The organism is Amycolatopsis orientalis (assembly GCF_000943515.2).
In the GTDB taxonomy this organism is placed as follows: domain Bacteria; phylum Actinomycetota; class Actinomycetes; order Mycobacteriales; family Pseudonocardiaceae; genus Amycolatopsis; species Amycolatopsis orientalis.
In genome coordinates, this window is sequence record NZ_CP016174.1 from 3,845,468 (window position 1) to 3,861,523 (window position 16,056).

Genomic DNA, 16,056 nt, shown 5'->3' on the forward strand with positions numbered 1-16,056 from the left:
GCCGTTCTAACGACACTTGCCACTCACGACCAGCTGGACCCACCACGCCACTTTCGCTTGGCCTCGCACTGAACAGGAAATCATGAGCGACACGAAGGAATGGACGTTCCCGGCCTCGTTCGGGCAGGAACGGATCTGGCTGTCCGGCCAGCTCGACCCGGCGTCCCCGGTGTACAACCTGCACTGCCAGGCCCGGCTGGACCGCCCGCTGACCGCCGGCCAGTGGCGTACCGCGCTCGGCATCGTCGTCGGGCGGCACGAGGCGCTGCGCACGTCGTTCCGTATGGAAGGCGGCGCGCTCACGCAAGTGGTGCACGCCGAGGTGCCGATCGAGCCCGCGGTGCACGACCTGCGGGACCTGCCCGCCGATGCCCGCGACGACCGGCTCGCCGAACTCGACGGCGAGGTGTCGCGCGAGGCCATCCCGCTCGACTCGCCGCCGCCGTGGCGGGCACAGTTGTGCCGCCTGGCCGACGACGAGTGGGTGCTCACGTTCGTCGTGCACCACACCGTGTTCGACGCCGCCTCGGTGCAGGTCCTCGGGGCCGAGCTGGGCGAGGCGTGCGACGCCGTGTTCGAGGGCCGCGAGCCGAAGCTGCCCGAGCTGACCATCCAGTACCCGGACTTCTCGGCCTGGCAGCGCGGTCAGCTCGAAGCCTCCAGCGAACAGCTGGACTACTGGCGCGAGCAGCTCGCCGGGCTGCCGCCGGTGCACGGCCTGCCCACCGACCGCCCGCGACCGGCGGAGCTGACCTTCGCCGGTGACCAGGTCGACTTCGCCCTCCCGGACGGGCTGATCGACCGGGTCGGCGAGCTGAGCAGGGAACTGTCGGCTTCGCCGTTCATGGTGCTGCTGGCAGGCTATACGGCACTCCTGTCCCGACTGTCCAGAGTGGACGATATCGTCGTCGGCGTCCCGGTCGCCGGCCGCGACCTGCCCGAGCTGGCCGACCTGATCGGCATGTTCGTCAACCAGATGGCCGTGCGCGTCGACTGCTCGGGCGCACCCGCGTTCACCGAGCTGGTCGGCCGGGTCCGGACCACGCTGCTGGAGGCGATCGACCACAGCCAGGTGCCGTTCCAGACGGTCGCCGAGGCGGTCGTGGCCGAGCGCGACCCCGGTGTGCAGGCGCTGTACCAGCTCGGGTTCAACTTCCTGCCCGATTCGGGGCTGGAGTCGATCCGCTCGGCCACCGCGAAGGACGACATCGCGATCGACCTGACCACCGTGGACGGCAGGCTCGTCTACCGCACCGACCTGTTCGACCGCGAGACCGCCGAAGCCGTCGCCGAGCGATACGTGCGGCTGCTGACCGCGGCGGTGGCCGATCCGGCCCAGCCGATCGCGGACCTGCCACTGCTGTCGGACGCCGAGCGTGAGCTGGTCCTGACCGGCTGGAACGCGACCGAACTGTCCACTTCGGACACGACCGCCGTGCACGCCCGGTTCGAGACCCAGGTGCGGCAAACGCCGGACGCGCCCGCCGTCGACCTCGGCGGGGTGCGCCTCACCTACGCCGAGCTGAACGCGCGAGCCAACCGCGTCGCCCACCGGCTGCGCGAGCTGGGCGCCGGTCCCGGCACCGTCGTCGGCGTGTGCGTGCCGAACTCGGCGGACCTGCTGACCGGTGTGCTCGGGGTGCTGAAGAGCGGCGCGGCCTACGTCCCGCTCGACCCGGCCAACCCGGCCCCTCGGCAGGCGCTGATCCTCGCCGACGCGGGGGTCCCGTACGTGCTGGTCGCCGGAGAGTCCACAGTGGACACCAAGACACTGGCCCTGGACGACCCGGCCGAGTGGTCCGCCGCGGCCACCGAGGACCCGGAACCGGCGGCCGGACCGGGCGACGTCGCCTATGTCATCTACACGTCGGGCTCGACCGGACGGCCCAAGGGCGTCGAGGTCGAGCACGGGGCCGTCGACACCTACCTGGCGTGGGCGCGTGAGGCCTATCCCGGCCTGGCCGGACGGGCGTTGCTGCACACGTCCCCGTCGTTCGACCTCACCGTGACGACCCTGCTCGGCACCCTCACCGCCGGAGGCGCGGTGGTCGACGGCGGCCGCCCGACGTTCGTCAAGGCGACCCCGACGCATCTCGCCGTCCTCGCCGAGGAGCTGTTCCCGACGGGTGAGCTGGTACTCGGTGGCGAAGCGCTGACGGCCGAGGCCGTGCAACCGTGGCGGGAACGGCACCCCGGCACGCTCGTCGTCAACGAGTACGGCCCGACCGAGGCCACGGTCGGCTGCGTCGTGCACCGGATCGAACCCGGTGACCAGTTGCCGCCCGGAGCCGTCCCGATCGGCCGTCCGGTGCCCGGCACCCGCGTGTACGTCCTCGACGAGCGGCGGCGGCCGGTGCCACCGGGTGTTCCGGGCGAGCTGTACATCGCCGGTGCGCAGCTGGCCCGCGGCTACCTCGGGCTGCCGGAGATGACCGCCGGGAAGTTCGTGGAAGGCCCGTCCGGCCGGATGTACGCGACCGGTGACCTCGCCCGCTGGCGCCGCGACGGCACGCTCGACTACCTCGGCCGCCTCGACGAGCAGGTGAAGCTGCGCGGCTACCGCGTCGAACCCGGCGAGGTCGAAGCGGCGCTGCGCGAGCTGCCGGAGGTGCGGGACGCGGCCGTGGCGGTCCGCGGCGACACGCTCGTCGGCTACGTCGTCGGCAGCGCCGAGGGAGCGGCCGAGGCCCTGCGGAAGACGTTGCCGGACTACCTCGTGCCGACCAGGTTCGTGCCGCTCGACGCGCTGCCGATGGCGGCCAGCGGCAAGCTCGACCGGGCCGCGCTGCCGGATCCGGAACCCGGTGAAGCGCCGGCGTACGTCGCACCCCGGACCGCGGCCGAAGAACTCGTCGCCGAGGTGCTCGGCGAATTGCTCGGGGTCGACGACCTTGGCGCGCACGACGACTTCTTCGCCCGCGGCGGCAACTCGCTGCTCGCCATCCGCGCGATGGCCAGGATCCGCAAACAGGTCGAAGTCGACATCCCGGTGCGGGGGCTGTTCACCCTCACCACCGTCGCCGGGCTCGCCGCCGAGATCGAGCGGCGGCTCGCCGAAGACCTCGACCAGCTCAGCGACGAAGAGGTCCAGCGTCAGCTGGCCGAAAGCGAGCCCTCATGACCGCGATCGACGAGACCAGCAGCGCGGCCGCGCGCCGCGCCCTGCTCGAACGGCGGCTACGCAAGCGCACGGAGACGGCCGCGACGATCACGCCGCGCCCCGCCGACGCCGTGGTTCCGCTGTCCTATCAGCAGGAACGCGTCTGGTTCATGGAGCAGTTCGCGCCGGGCACCGGGTCGTATCACATCCCGGTGCCGATCCGGCTGACCGGCAGGCTCGACGTCGCCGCGCTTCAGTCCGCATTGAACACTCTGCCGACGCGGCACGAAGCACTGCGGATGCGTTTCCCCGCCGGAGAAGACGGACAGCCGACCGTCCACATCGAACCCACGGTGCCGGTCCATCTGTCCATAGTGGACGCCGGAAGCGAGGAAGCCGCCCGTGCCGCCGTCGACGCCGCCGCGGCCGAGACGTTCGACCTGGCCACGGGCCCGCTGCTGCGGGCGACGCTGGCCCGGGTGTCCGACGAGGAGCACCTGCTCGTCCTGTGCACGCACCACATCGTGGGCGACGGCTGGTCGGTCGACCTGCTGCTGCGTGACCTCGCCGCGCAGTACCACGCCCTGAGCACCGGTGGCACGGCCGAGCTGCCCCCGCTGAGCATCGGTTACGGCGACTTCGCGCACTGGCAGCGCCGCACGCTCACCGGCGGCGAACTCGACCGGCAGCTGGAGCACTGGAAGGCGCAGCTCACCGGGGTCGAGCCCCTGGAACTGCCCCCCGACCGGCCCCGGCCCGCCAAGCAGAGCTTCGACGGCGCGATCCACGAGTTCTTCGTCGAGCGCGACCTCGCCCGGGCCCTCGGCGAGCTGAGCCGCGAGCACGGGGTCACGCTCTTCATGACCCTGCTGGCGGCCTACCAGGTGCTGCTTTCGAGGTACTCGGGCCAGGAGGACTTCGCGATCGGTTCGTCGTCGGCCGGGCGCGGCCTGCCCGAACTGGAGGCCGTGGCCGGCATGTTCATCAACATGCTGCCCCTGCGTGCCCAGCTGGCGGGCGACCCGACGTTCGCCGAACTGCTCGACCGCACCCGGCGGCATGTGCTGGACGCGTTCGACCACGCCGACGTCCCGTTCGAGCGGCTGGTGAACGCGCTCGGCGTACCCCGTGACGTCAGCCGCTCACCGGTGTTCCAGGCGATGTTCGTGCTGCAGAACTACGAGATGGGCCGGATGGGCGCGGCCGGACGGTCCGAAGTGGACTTCCGCTGGCTGCCGATGGACCTGCCCGCGACCCGGTTCGACTTCGAGTTCCACGCGATCGAGGTCGAAGGCGGGCTGATCGGCAAGCTCGTCTACAACACCGCGCTGTTCACCGCGGACACGGTCACCGGGATGGCCGGGCGGCTGGTCACGCTGCTGCGCTCGATCGTCGCCGAACCGGACCGGCGGCTGTCCGAAGTGGACATCCTCGACGCGGCGCAGCGCGAACTCGTCCTGGAGCGCTGGAACGCCACGACGGCCGAGTTCCCGCAGTCCACGTTGCACGCGCTCGTCGAGGAGCAGGCCGCCCGGACGCCGGACGCGCCCGCGGTGACCTTCCGCGGCGCGTCGCTGACCTATCGCGAGCTGGACGAACGGGCCAACCGGCTCGCGCACCGGCTGCGTGGTCTCGGCGTCGGGCCGGGCGTGCTCACCGGGGTGTTCGCGGAGCGGTCGTTCGAGCTGGTCGTCGCGCTCCTCGGCGTGCTGAAAGCCGGTGGCGCGTACGTCCCGCTCGACCCGGAGTATCCGGCCGACCGGCTGGCGTTCATGCTGCGGGACGCGGCCGCGCCCGTCGTGCTGACGCAGGCGGCGTTGCGCGAAACGCTGCCGCCGGGTGACGCGACCGTAGTTGTCCTGGACGCCCCTGCCGAGACGGCCGGGCAGCCGGGCACCCAGCCCGAGCCGCTCGCCGGACCGGACGACCCGGCGTACGTCATCTACACCTCGGGTTCCACGGGGCAGCCGAAGGGCGTGCCCAACGGTCACCGCGGCATCGTCAACCGGCTCGACTGGATGCAGCGCGCGTATCGCCTCGACGGCACCGATTCGGTGCTGCAGAAGACCCCGGCGGGGTTCGACGTGTCGGTCTGGGAGTTCTTCTGGCCGCTGATCACCGGCGCGCGGCTCGTGCTCGCCGAACCGGGCGGTCACAAGGACGCGGCCTACCTGCGTGAGCTGCTGGCGTCCGAAGGCGTCACCACCGCGCATTTCGTGCCGTCGATGCTCACGCTTTTCCTGGCCGAGCAAGGCGTCGAGACCTGCACGGCGCTGCGACGGGTCGTGTGCAGCGGTGAGGAACTGCCGCTCGACGCCGCCCGCGAGTTCACCCGGCGGCTGCCGGACTGCGAGCTGCACAACCTCTACGGCCCGACCGAGGCCGCCATCGACGTCACCGCCTGGCACTGCACGCCCGCCGCGCTCGCCGAGGTCGCGTCGGTGCCGATCGGGGCGCCGATCCAGAACATCCGGATCTACGTCCTCGACCGCGCGGGGCGGCCTTGTCCGGTCGGGGTGCCCGGCGAACTGCACATCGCCGGTGTCGGCCTGGCCCTGGGATATCACAATCGCCCGGAGCTGACGGCCGAACGGTTCGTGCCCGATCCGTTCCACAGTGGACGGATGTACCGCACCGGCGACCTCGCGCACTGGCGCCCGGACGGGACGATCGCCTTCCTCGGCCGGATCGACCACCAGGTCAAACTGCGCGGCCTGCGCATCGAACTGGGGGAGATCGAGACGACCTTGCGCGCCCAGCCGGGGGTGCGCGACGCCGCCGTGATCGTCCGCGAGGACACGCCGGGGGACAAGCGGCTGGTCGGGTACGTCGTCGGTGACGCCGAACCCGGCACGCTGCGGACGGCGCTCAAGCAGAGCCTCCCGGACTACATGGTCCCGCCGTCGTTCGTCGCGCTCGACGAGCTGCCGCTCACCCCGAACGGCAAGCTCGACCGCAAGGCACTGCCCGCCCCGGTCGCGTCCCGGGACGCGACCAAGGAACTGGTCGCGCCGTCGAACCCGGTCGAGATCCTGCTGGCCGAGATCTGGCGCGACGTGCTCAAAGTGGACGAACTGGGCGTCGACGACGACTTCTTCGACCTCGGCGGCCATTCGATGCTGGCCACCCAGGTGGTGGCGCGGATCGGCAAGGCGGACGCCGGCCAGGTCGGCGTCATGGACCTGTTCCAGCACCGCACGATCCGCGAGCTGGCGTCCTTCATGGACGACGACACCGCCGACCGGCCGCGTCACCTGCTGTACGAGCTGACCAAGCCGGCGAAGCAGCGGACTCTGACCTACGTCTGCTTCCCCTACGGCGGCGGCAGCGCGATCGTGTACCAGCCGCTGGCCGACGCGCTCCCGGAGGGCTATTCGCTCTACTCGGTCGCCATTCCCGGCCACGACGTCGGACTGACCGAAGAGGCCCTGCCCTTCGACGACCTGGTCGAGCGGCTGGCCGACGAGATCCTCGACCGCGTCGACGGCCCGCTGGCCATCTACGGCCACTGCGGGGTCGGCAACGCGCTGGCCGTCGGCGTCGCCCGGCTGCTCGAAGAGCGCGGCCGCGAACTGGAGGTCGTCTACATCGGCGCGATCTTCCCGTTCGCCCGGATGAAGGGCCCGGTGGGCACGCTGCGCACCCGGCTGGAGAAGCTGCGCAGCAACCGGTACTACTCGAACTGGCTCAAGGGCATGGGCGTCGACACCGACGACCTCGACCCGGCGCAGGCCGATCGCATCATCACGAACATGCGCGCCGACAGCCGCGCCGCCGAGGAGTACTTCAGCGGCCTGCTCGACGCCCGCGTGGCCAAGCTGCGCGCGCCGATCGTGTCGGTGGTCGGCTCCGAGGACCCGGTCACCGACTACTACGCCGAGCGGTACCGGGAATGGGAGTTCCTCACCGACACCACCGGGCTCGTGGTGCTCGACCGGGCCGGGCACTTCTTCCTGCGTTACCGGGCCGACGAACTCGCGGAGATCGTCACGCGGGTGCACCCGGCGCTGGACGATCCCGGCGAGCTCGACGTCCGGGCCCGCGGCGAGGACGCGGGCTGGGCGGTGCACGAGACCCACAAGTCCGCTGTGGACGAAAAACCCGCGGTGCGGCCGAGTATGGCCCGGTTCGTGACGATCACGGTCGGGCAGCTGGTGTCCTCGACCGGCTCGGCGCTGACGTCGTTCGCGGTGCCGATCTGGCTCTACACCCGCACGGGCTCGGTCGCCGACCTCGGCCTGCTGTGGGCGCTCGCGCTGCTGTTCGGCGTGCTCGTCCTGCCGGTGGCCGGCGCGCTGGTCGACCGCGGTGACCGGCGGCGGATCATGATCGCGGCCAGCGGTATCGCGGGCGGGATCCAGCTGCTCTTGGCGTTGCTGCTGATCACCGGGCACGTCCAGCTGTGGTTGTTCTACGTGCTGATCCCGCTCGGGTCGGTGGCCGCTTCGTTCCAGCGCATCGCCTATCAGTCGTCGGTGGCGCAGCTGGTGCCGAAGCAGTACCTCGGGCACGCGATGGGGCTGGCGCAGCTGTCCACCGGGTTCGCCCAGCTGCTGATGCCGGTGATCGCGGCCGGGCTGCTGGCGACGATCCAGCTGTCCGGCATCCTGATCCTGGACATGGCGAGCTACGCGTTCGCGATCGTGGGCCTGCTGCTGGTGCGCTTCCCCGATCTGATGGGCTGGCGCCCGCGCGAACCGCTGCTGACCGCGATCGCGGGCGGGCTGCGGTACTCGTGGAACCACCGCGGTTTCCGCACGATGCTGCTGTACTTCGCGCTGGCGAACGTCTTCCTCGCCCCCGCGCTGGTGCTGCTCTCGCCGCTCGTGCTGTCGTTCGGCTCGGTCACCGACGTCGCTCAGGTGGCACTCGCGGAGGCCGTCGGCGCGGTGGCGGGCGGGATCGGGATGGCCCTGTGGGGCGGCCCGCGGCACCGGCGGATGGTCGGCGTACTCGTCGGCAACGTCGGGATCGCGCTCGGCAGCCTGGTGATGGGCCTGCGGCCGTCACTGATCGTCGTCGCGGCCGGGGTGTTCCTACTCGCCGCCGCGATGTCGGTGTCACAGGGCATCTACGCGACGCTGGTGCAGGTCAAGGTGCCGCAACGGTTCCACGGCCGGGTGTTCGCGATCAACCAGACGATCACGTGGTCGACGCTGCCGATCGGGTTCGCCGTGCTGGCACCGCTCGCCGTCGGCTGGTTCTCGCCGCTGCTGGCGCCGGGTGGCGCGCTGACCGGGTCGGTCGGCGCCGTGCTCGGCACTGGCGAGACCCGGGGCATCGGGCTCGCCTACGTCGTCTTCGCGCTGATCCTGCTGCTGATCAACGTGGGCGGGTTCTCGCTGCGGCTGCTGCGCCGGTTCGACACCGAAGTGCCCGATTCGCTGCCCGACGACCTGGTCGGGGCGCAGGAACGGGAGCGCAAGCTCGCCGGGAAGGAAGCCGCATGAGTACGGCAGTGCTGGTCAGGGAGGCGCGCGGGCACTGGGTCGGCGAGGTCGCCCCGGCGATGCGGGCGGCCGGGCACCGCGTGGTGCTGCTCGCCCCGCCGATGGACGCGGCCGGGCGGGCGGCGCTGGAGGGAGTGGTGGACGACGTCGTCGCGCTCGACGACGTCCACGACCCGGAAGCCGTCGCGGCGAAGATCCGGGAGATCGACGGCGGTGCGCTGGCAGGGATCTTCACCGGCTCGGACGGCGCTATCGCGAGCACCGCCCGCGCCGCTGAGTTGCTCGGGGTGGCGCGCTGCCCGGCGTCGGTGTTCGCCTTGTGCGCGAACAAGTTCGCGGTCCGGGAGGCCCTCGCCGCGGCGGGGCTGCCCGGACCCGCCTATGCCCTGATTTCGTCGGCGGAGGAGGCGGCTTCGGTGGCTTCGGCGGTCGGGTTCCCGGCGATCGTCAAACCGGTCAACGGGGCGGGCAGCAACCTCGTCCGCGCCGTGTCCACTGTGGATGAACTGGCGGCCGCGTACGAGCTGCTGGCCGCGCGGCTGCCCGAATCCGCGGATCCGCGCTACCACCGTCCACTGGGGACACTGGATCCTTCGAAGACGTTCCTCGTCGAAGGGTTCCTGTCCGGTCCGGAGTACGCGGTGGACGTGCTGATCCGTGATGGCGTGGCCGAGCCGGTCGAAATCCTCGACAAACCGCTGATCGACGAGCGGAAGTTCGAGCTGGCGCTGTCGTGCCCGCCGGCCGGGCTCACCGGCGACCGGGCCGGTCTGGTCACCGCGGCGGCGGTCGCGGCGGTGACCGCACTGGGGCTCGACAACACCTGCGCCCACGTCGAGCTGATCGACGACGCCGACCGCGGCCCGACGATCGTCGAGGTCAACGCGGGCCGCCCGGCGGGGTCGATCATGCCGCTGCTGGCGAAGCTGCGCACTGGCATCGACGTGTTCGCCGAGCTGGCGGCCCTCGCCGTGGGCGCTCCGCCGCCGGTGCGGGAACCCGCGAAACTGCCGATCCCGCTGGGCATGCTGATCCTCTACGCGGCCGGTTCGGGCCGGTTGAGAAGCATCGGCGGACTCGACGAGATCGCCGAACTGCCCGAGGTGATCGACGTCGTCACCACCGTCTCCCCAGGAGAGGTGCTCACCGACGAACAGGAGACCTACGCCGTCAACCTCGTCGTGGCCGGATTCGCCGATCACGACGACCTCGCCGCCCTGCACGCCGAAGCGAACAAGCTCGTCCGGCTGGAACTGGAGGACGTGTGAACACCGCGTACGTGGTCCGGGAGACCGCCGGGCAGTGGATCGCCGACGTCGTGGCCGCCGTGCGCGCGAGCGGGTTGCGGGCCGAGCTGGTCACCCAGCCGCTGGAACCGGCCGAGCAGGCGCAGCTGGCGGACCTGGTGGACGGCTTCGTCGTCGTCGACGACGTCCGTGACGCCGAAGCCGTCGCCGAGGCCATCCGGGCGCGGGACGCCGGTCCGGCCGGGGTGGTGACCGCCGCCGAGGGGATCATCGCGAGCGTCGCCCGTGCGGCCGAACTGCTCGGTGTCGCGCGCTGCCCGGCGTCGGTGTTCACCGTGACGCACAACAAGTTCGCGGTCCGGCAGGCGCTGGCCGCGGCCGGATTGCCGGGGCCGCGCTGCGCGCTGATCTCGTCGGCGGACGAGGCGGCGTCGGTGGCTTCGGCGGTCGGGCTCCCCGCGATCGTCAAACCGGTCAACGGGGCGGCGAGCAACCTCGTGCGCACCGTGTCCACTGTGGAGGAACTGGCGGCGGCGTACCGGCTGCTGGCGGAGCGGTTGCCGCTGTCGGAGGACGCCCGGTACCACCGGCCCGTCGGTGGCGGGCCGTCGCCGATCGACCCGCTGAAGGCGTTCCTCGTGGAAGGTCTGCTGCGTGGGCCGGAGTACGCGGTCGACGTCCTGGTACGCGACGGCGTCGCGGAGCCGGTGGCCGTGGTGGATAAGCCGCTGATCGACGAGCGCAAATTCGAGCTGGGCATGGTCTGCCCGCCGCTCGAACTGTCCGAAGAGGACACCGGACGGCTGTTCGCGGCGGCCACAGCGGCCGTGCTCGCACTGGGCCTGGACAGCACCTGCGCGCACGTGGAACTGATCGACGACGCCGAGCTGGGCCCGGTGATCGTCGAGGTGAACGCGGGCCGCCCGGCCGGCGGCGCCCAGCCCGTGCTCCTGAAGCTCGCGACCGGCATCGACGTCACCGCCGAGGCCGTGTCGCTCGCACTGGGCACACCACCGCCCGCGCGAGGTGCGGGCCTGCCGGTGCCGGTGGGCTACCTGATCTTCTACGCCGAGGGCACCGGGCGGCTGGTCCGCGTCGAAGGCACCGACGAGGTCGCCGAGCTGCCCGAAGTCCTGGAGGTCGTCACGATCGTGCGCCCCGGCCAGCTGCTCACCGACGACCAGGAGATCTACGCGGTGAACGTCCTCGCCGCGGGATTCGCCGACACCGAAGACCTCGCCGCGCTGCACGCCGAGGCCGCCAAGCTGATCCGATTCGAACTGGAGGAGTCATGACCGCCGAACTCGCGGCGAACCCCGGCAGCGCCCACCACGTAGAGGGCAACGAACACACGAAGATCACCGTGTACGCCGCCACCGGCCTGGACTGGGTGCGCGCGCACCGCGAAGCGCTGCAGGACCGGCTGCGCGAGCACGGCGCGATCCTGCTGCGCGGCATGCCTGCCGACCTGACGGTGTTCAACCAGGTCACCGAGGAGATCGGCGGCTCGCTGCTGACCTACACGGAACGGTCGACGCCGCGATCGGCGGTCTCGGGCAACATCTACACCTCGACGGAGTACCCGCCCGCCGAGTCGATCCCGATGCACAACGAGAACTCGTACTCCGCGCACTGGCCGGACCGCCTGTTCTTCCTGTGCGACAAGGCGGCCGAGACCGGCGGCGCGACACCGATCGCCGACAGCCGCGCGATGTACCGCCTGCTGCCGCCGGACCTGCGCGAGCGGTTCGCGGACGGCGTCACCTACACCAGGGCGTTCCGTGAAGGCCTCGGGCTGACCTGGCAAGAGGCGTTCCAGACCGAAGACCGCCAGGCGGTGGCGGATTACTGCACCGGCAACGGGCAGACGTACGAGTGGACCGATGAGGGCCTGCGCACGCGGCACATCCGCCCGTCCTTCGTCGCGGAACCGCACACCGGCGCGACGGTGTGGTTCAACCAGGCCAACCTGTTCCACGTGTCGAGCCTGGGGGAGGAGGTCAGCGAGGCGCTGCTGGAGCTGTACCCCGAGGAGGACCTGCCCCGCAACGCGTACTTCGCCGACGGCTCACCGATTCCACTGGCGGACCTGGCCACGATCAAGGCGGCCTACGACGAGGTCAGCTACGCGTTCCCGTGGCAGCCGGGCGACATCATGGTGATCAACAACATGCTGATGGCCCACGGACGCGAACCGTTCACCGGCACCCGGCGGACCCTGGTCGCGATGACGTGACCCTCCGGGCCATCCCGGGGAACGGCCTCGGTCACGATCGTCGAGTCCTCTGTGGCGCTGTCCCGGTGCACGGAGTGGATGTCGATGTTCAGACGGACCGTCATGGGGCTCCCGTCGCCGCTCGGAGGGATGCGTCGAGTGGGACGGTGATGGGGGCGCCGGTGGCCTTCTCGACGTCGGCGACGGTGACGTCCGGTGCGATACCGGCCAGGCGGAGGCCGTCGGGGGTGACGTCGAGGACGGCCAGATCGGTGATGATCCGGCTGACGCATCGGCGGCCGGTGAGGGGGAGGGTCCAGTCCTCGATGATCTTGGGGCTGCCGTCGCGGGCGGTGTGCTCGGTGAGGGCGATGACGCGCCGGGCGCCGTGGACGAGGTCCATCGCCCCGCCCATGCCTTTGATCCTTTTGCCGGGGATGGTCCAGTTGGCGAGGTCGCCGCGTGCGGAGACCTGCATGGCGCCGAGGAACGCGATGTCGATGTGGCCGCCGCGGATCATGCCGAACGACTGCGCGGAGTCGAAGAAACTCGCTCCGGCGAGGGTGGTGACGGTTTCCTTGCCCGCGTTGATCAGGTCGGGATCGACCTGGTCTTCGGTGGGGTACGGGCCGGTGCCGAGAATCCCGTTTTCGGAGTGCAGGACGACGTGGATGTCGCCGGGGACGTGGGCGGGGATGAGCGTCGGGAGGCCGATGCCGAGGTTGACGTAGCTGCCGTCGGTGAGTTCGGCCGCGGCGCGGGCGGCCATCTGGTCGCGGGTCCAGGGCATCAGCGCGTCGTCCTCTTCAGCTGCCAGAAGTAGCCACGGCGCCGCCACGGCCGGATGGTGGCAGGGCCGGGGTCACCAGGGGACGGCGCCGTCGTCGGAGAAGAACGAACCGGTCGGGCCGTCGCCGGGAAGCGTGGCGAGCCGGATCGCGATGGCCGCGCCCTGCTCGGGGGAGCGGGGTCCGTGGAAGCCGGTGAAGTCGGTCGCGACCAGGCCCGGGCAGGCGGCGTTGATCAGGATGCCCGTACCGGCGAACTGCCGGGCGTAGTGCACGGTGACGGCGTTGAGGAACGACTTCGACGGCGCGTAGGCCGCCATGACGGGGCCGATGTCGATGTCCGGGTCCGCCTGCAGGGTCAGGGAGCCGACGCTGCTGGAGACGTTGACGACGCGCGGCGACGGGGAGCGCCGCAGCAGCGGCAGCATCGCGTTGGTCACGCGGATGACGCCGAGGACGTTGGTCTCCACGACCGTGCGGACCACGCCGAGGTCGAGCGTGGTGGGGTCCTGCACCCATCCCGGACCGGACTCTCCCGAGATCCCGGCGTTGTTGACCAGGACGTCCAGGCTCCCGGCCCGCCGTTCGACCAGTTCCGCGGCATCGGCGACGCTGTCGTCGCTGGTCACCTCCAGCGGCACCCCGAACGCGTCCACCCCGGCGGCGCGTAACTTCTCCACGGCGGTCTCGAGCCGGGCCTCGTCCCGGGCTCCCACGCCCACGCGGTATCCGAGGGCGCCCAGACCGTTCGCTATCTCGTACCCGATTCCCTTGTTCGCCCCGGTCACCAGTGCGATCTTCGTTTCGTTCACGGGATCGATGCTCACTCACCGACGGAGACGTGACCAACACCGATAAGGCGTCCGGTGATACTCGCGGGGTATCACCGGAAGTACGCTCTGGACATGGACACCCTGGAGACCCGCGAGCTGAGGTATTTCGTGGCCGTCGCCGAGGAACTGCACTTCGGCCACGCCGCGGAGCGGCTCGGCATCGCCCAGCCGCCGCTGTCCCGGGCGATCCAGCGGCTCGAACGGCGCCTCGGCGTCTCGCTGCTGGACCGCAACCGCCGCGGCGTTTCGCTGACTGGCGCCGGAGAAGTCCTGCTGCACGAGGGGCGCGCGGCCCTGCACGCGACCGCCGCCGCCGCACGCCGCACCCGCCGCGCCGGTGGCGCCGATCGTCCCGAGGGCACCCGCGATCGCCTGATACTGGCGGTCAAGGCCGCCGCGTCCCAAGAGCTGCTGCGGAAACTTCTCGACGCCTATGCGGCCCAGCCCGGCGCCGCCGAAATCGAATTGCTGCCGTGCGGTATCGGCGAACAGGAACAATTGCTGCGCGACGGCCGCGCCGATGTGGCACTCATGCAGACGCCGTTCAACTCCCTCGCCGGGTTCGACAGCGAGGAGCTACTGACCGAGGGACGGATCGCCGTCCTGCCCGCGGGGCACCCGCTCGCCGCGCACAAAACCTTGTCCCTGGCCGATGTCACCGATGTCCCCGACCTTCCGCTCGCCCGCTGGCCCCGTGACGGCACCTACCCTCCGGGCCCCGGCCCCGAGGTCCGCGACCAGACCCAACTCGCTCAGCTGATCGCCCTCGGACGCGCCGCGGCCATCTGCCCCGACTCCTCCCGCACCTGGCTATGGGCCGAACACGCCGCCGTACCCCTCACCGACGCGCCTCCCGTCATCACCCACATTGCCTGGCCCCCGCACAGCCGCTCCCGCACCCTCGCCCAGCTGATCCGCACGGCCGTCGAGCTGTAGCCCCGGGTGGAGCGTGTGCCGGGACGGTGCCGCGTTTCCGTTGTGCTCGGGTCGCTCACAACCCGGCCTTGCCCAGCAGGTCCAGCATGACTTGCCGCGGCAGCCTGGGGTTGGCGCCCGCGGCCGCGCAGACGCTCAGGTCTCTGTCTTCGATCAGTGCCCGCAGGATCTCCGGCGGGGTCTTGAGGTGACCGGCCACATCCGCGCGGACTTGGTCGTCGGGGTCGGTGGCCAGCTCGGCCAGGATCTCGAGCGGCAGGTCGGGACCTTTCAGCGCGATCGATCGCCGTCGCGGGTCGGAATGCGTGGCGAAGCGGATGAAGGCCTCCGGTGGGAAGTTCGGGTGGTCGACGATCAGCGGCCGGTGCTTCGGGTGCTCGCCGTGCTGGGCCACCAGTCGCTCGAGGACGTCGCCGGGAGTGTCCGGGCGGTGCGCGACCAATCGGCGGATCCCGACGTCCTTGTCGTCGTGCAGGGCGGCCACGACCTCCGGCGGCAGATCGGGACTCGCCGCGACTTCCGCACGGAAACAGTGAATCGGGGAGTCCAGATAGGACAGCCGTTCTGCCAATGGCAGCAAGGAAACCCACGGCACAGCGCTCGCGTTCAGCACTGTCAGCGCGAACGATTCCGCACTCCACGGCCCCTCGGCGGCGGAGCACAGGTCTCGGTGCAGCTCGCGGCGCCTGTCCTCGGACAGGTCCTGACGGAGGATCACGTGCGCCCGTACGAACGCGCTCGGGTCCTCGGCCAGCCGATCCCGCAGGTCGGTGGGCAGGCTCGGATTCTTGGCGACTTCGGCGCGCAACTCTTCGTTGTCGGCGGCCACGAGTTCCTCGGCGATATCCCTGCTCAAAGTGGCGTAGGACGCGACGCTCTCCCTGGTGGCCTCGTCAGCCAGCAGCTTTTGATGGAGATCCTCGGGTGCGTCGCCGTGGGGATAGCCGGCGACGCTTTCGCGCACCCCGGGATCCGGATCGGAGAGCAACGCGCGGCGGACATCCTCCGGCATGCGGTAATCCCAGGCGCGGCCAAGAGCGGCCCGGACGTTCGGGTCCGCATGCGTGGCCAGTGTGGACAGATCCTCCCCGGCGTACAGTGCGAGGTCGGACGCCGAGACCGGGATGTGCCTGTCGATCGAGTGCTGGATGAGTTCCAGCTGTACGGCCGGATCTTCCAACCCGAGCGAGTCGCCGGTCGCGAGCAGCTTCTCGACCAGCTCCGGCGACTTGTCCTCCCGCCGCGACGCGATCTCATGCGCCGCCACGGGCACCAGGCGAAGCAGAACCTCGAGCGGAGCAGCGGGATTCCGCGCTATGCCTTCCAGCGCCTTCTTCAGTGTCGCGTCCACGTCCCCCATCCTGCCCGAACGTCTTGTCAGAGCCGGACCGAGCATCGCCACCGTCGCTGAATCTGTGGACCGGCTCAGCGTCCTGACGTCGGCGATCGGCCGATGGTGCCGCGGCCGACGCTCGCGGCACCATCGG

General features: G+C 70.9%; 9 protein-coding genes. 6 read left to right on the forward strand and 3 right to left on the reverse strand.

The window, feature by feature from the left end:
- Positions 1-82 precede the first annotated feature (82 nt).
- Genes SD37_RS16990 through SD37_RS17010 form a run of 5 tightly spaced genes read left to right on the forward strand, consistent with a single transcriptional unit; the run spans position 83 to position 12,033 of the window.
- Positions 83-3,121 carry a non-ribosomal peptide synthetase gene (locus SD37_RS16990; RefSeq protein WP_044850590.1) on the forward strand — a complete coding sequence of 1,013 codons (3,039 nt, stop codon included), beginning with the start codon at positions 83-85 and terminating at the stop codon, positions 3,119-3,121.
- Entirely contained in the window at positions 3,118-8,550 is a 5,433-nt protein-coding gene (locus SD37_RS16995; RefSeq protein ID WP_065912860.1) for a non-ribosomal peptide synthetase/MFS transporter, read from the forward strand. The genes SD37_RS16990 and SD37_RS16995 overlap by 4 nt, the downstream gene beginning before the upstream one ends.
- On the forward strand, positions 8,547-9,818 hold the full coding sequence (locus SD37_RS17000; protein ID WP_044850588.1) for an ATP-grasp domain-containing protein: 1,272 nt from the start codon (positions 8,547-8,549) through the stop codon (positions 9,816-9,818). Before SD37_RS16995 ends, SD37_RS17000 begins: the two co-directional genes overlap by 4 nt.
- Positions 9,815-11,092, forward strand: coding sequence for an ATP-grasp domain-containing protein (locus SD37_RS17005; protein ID WP_044850587.1), 1,278 nt, complete (start codon positions 9,815-9,817; stop codon positions 11,090-11,092). The genes SD37_RS17000 and SD37_RS17005 overlap by 4 nt, the downstream gene beginning before the upstream one ends.
- On the forward strand, positions 11,089-12,033 hold the full coding sequence (locus SD37_RS17010) for a TauD/TfdA family dioxygenase (RefSeq protein ID WP_044850586.1): 945 nt from the start codon (positions 11,089-11,091) through the stop codon (positions 12,031-12,033). The genes SD37_RS17005 and SD37_RS17010 overlap by 4 nt, the downstream gene beginning before the upstream one ends.
- A 100-nt stretch (positions 12,034-12,133) precedes the next feature.
- On the opposite strand, the gene SD37_RS17015 is transcribed toward SD37_RS17010, so the two are convergent.
- Positions 12,134-12,802, reverse strand: a complete 669-nt coding sequence (locus tag SD37_RS17015; RefSeq protein WP_044850585.1) for a 3-oxoacid CoA-transferase subunit B — start codon at positions 12,800-12,802, stop codon at positions 12,134-12,136.
- Between the two features lie 72 nt (positions 12,803-12,874).
- Positions 12,875-13,612, reverse strand: coding sequence for an SDR family NAD(P)-dependent oxidoreductase (locus SD37_RS17020; protein WP_044850734.1), 738 nt, complete (start codon positions 13,610-13,612; stop codon positions 12,875-12,877).
- A gap of 93 nt (positions 13,613-13,705) precedes the next feature.
- Between SD37_RS17020 and SD37_RS17025 the strand changes: the two genes are divergently transcribed.
- The gene (locus tag SD37_RS17025) at positions 13,706-14,569 is read left to right on the forward strand and encodes a LysR family transcriptional regulator (RefSeq protein WP_044850584.1); all 864 of its coding nucleotides are present in this window, start codon (positions 13,706-13,708) and stop codon (positions 14,567-14,569) included.
- 55 nt (positions 14,570-14,624) lie between these two features.
- Here the strand turns inward: SD37_RS17025 and SD37_RS42005 are convergent, their stop codons facing one another.
- Positions 14,625-15,920 carry a hypothetical protein gene (locus tag SD37_RS42005; RefSeq protein ID WP_083254994.1) on the reverse strand — a complete coding sequence of 432 codons (1,296 nt, stop codon included), beginning with the start codon at positions 15,918-15,920 and terminating at the stop codon, positions 14,625-14,627.
- Positions 15,921-16,056 lie beyond the last annotated feature (136 nt).

What these genes read in the sequence shown, in the direction of transcription:
- SD37_RS16990 (WP_044850590.1), top strand. Translation starts at nt 83, where the DNA reads ATGAGCGACACGAAGGAATGGACGTTCCCGGCCTCGTTCGGGCAGGAA.
- SD37_RS16995 (WP_065912860.1), top strand. Translation starts at nt 3,118, where the DNA reads ATGACCGCGATCGACGAGACCAGCAGCGCGGCCGCGCGCCGCGCCCTG.
- SD37_RS17000 (WP_044850588.1), top strand. Translation starts at nt 8,547, where the DNA reads ATGAGTACGGCAGTGCTGGTCAGGGAGGCGCGCGGGCACTGGGTCGGC.
- SD37_RS17010 (WP_044850586.1), top strand. Translation starts at nt 11,089, where the DNA reads ATGACCGCCGAACTCGCGGCGAACCCCGGCAGCGCCCACCACGTAGAG.
- SD37_RS17015 (WP_044850585.1), bottom strand. Translation starts at nt 12,802, where the DNA reads ATGCCCTGGACCCGCGACCAGATGGCCGCCCGCGCCGCGGCCGAACTC.
- SD37_RS17025 (WP_044850584.1), top strand. Translation starts at nt 13,706, where the DNA reads ATGGACACCCTGGAGACCCGCGAGCTGAGGTATTTCGTGGCCGTCGCC.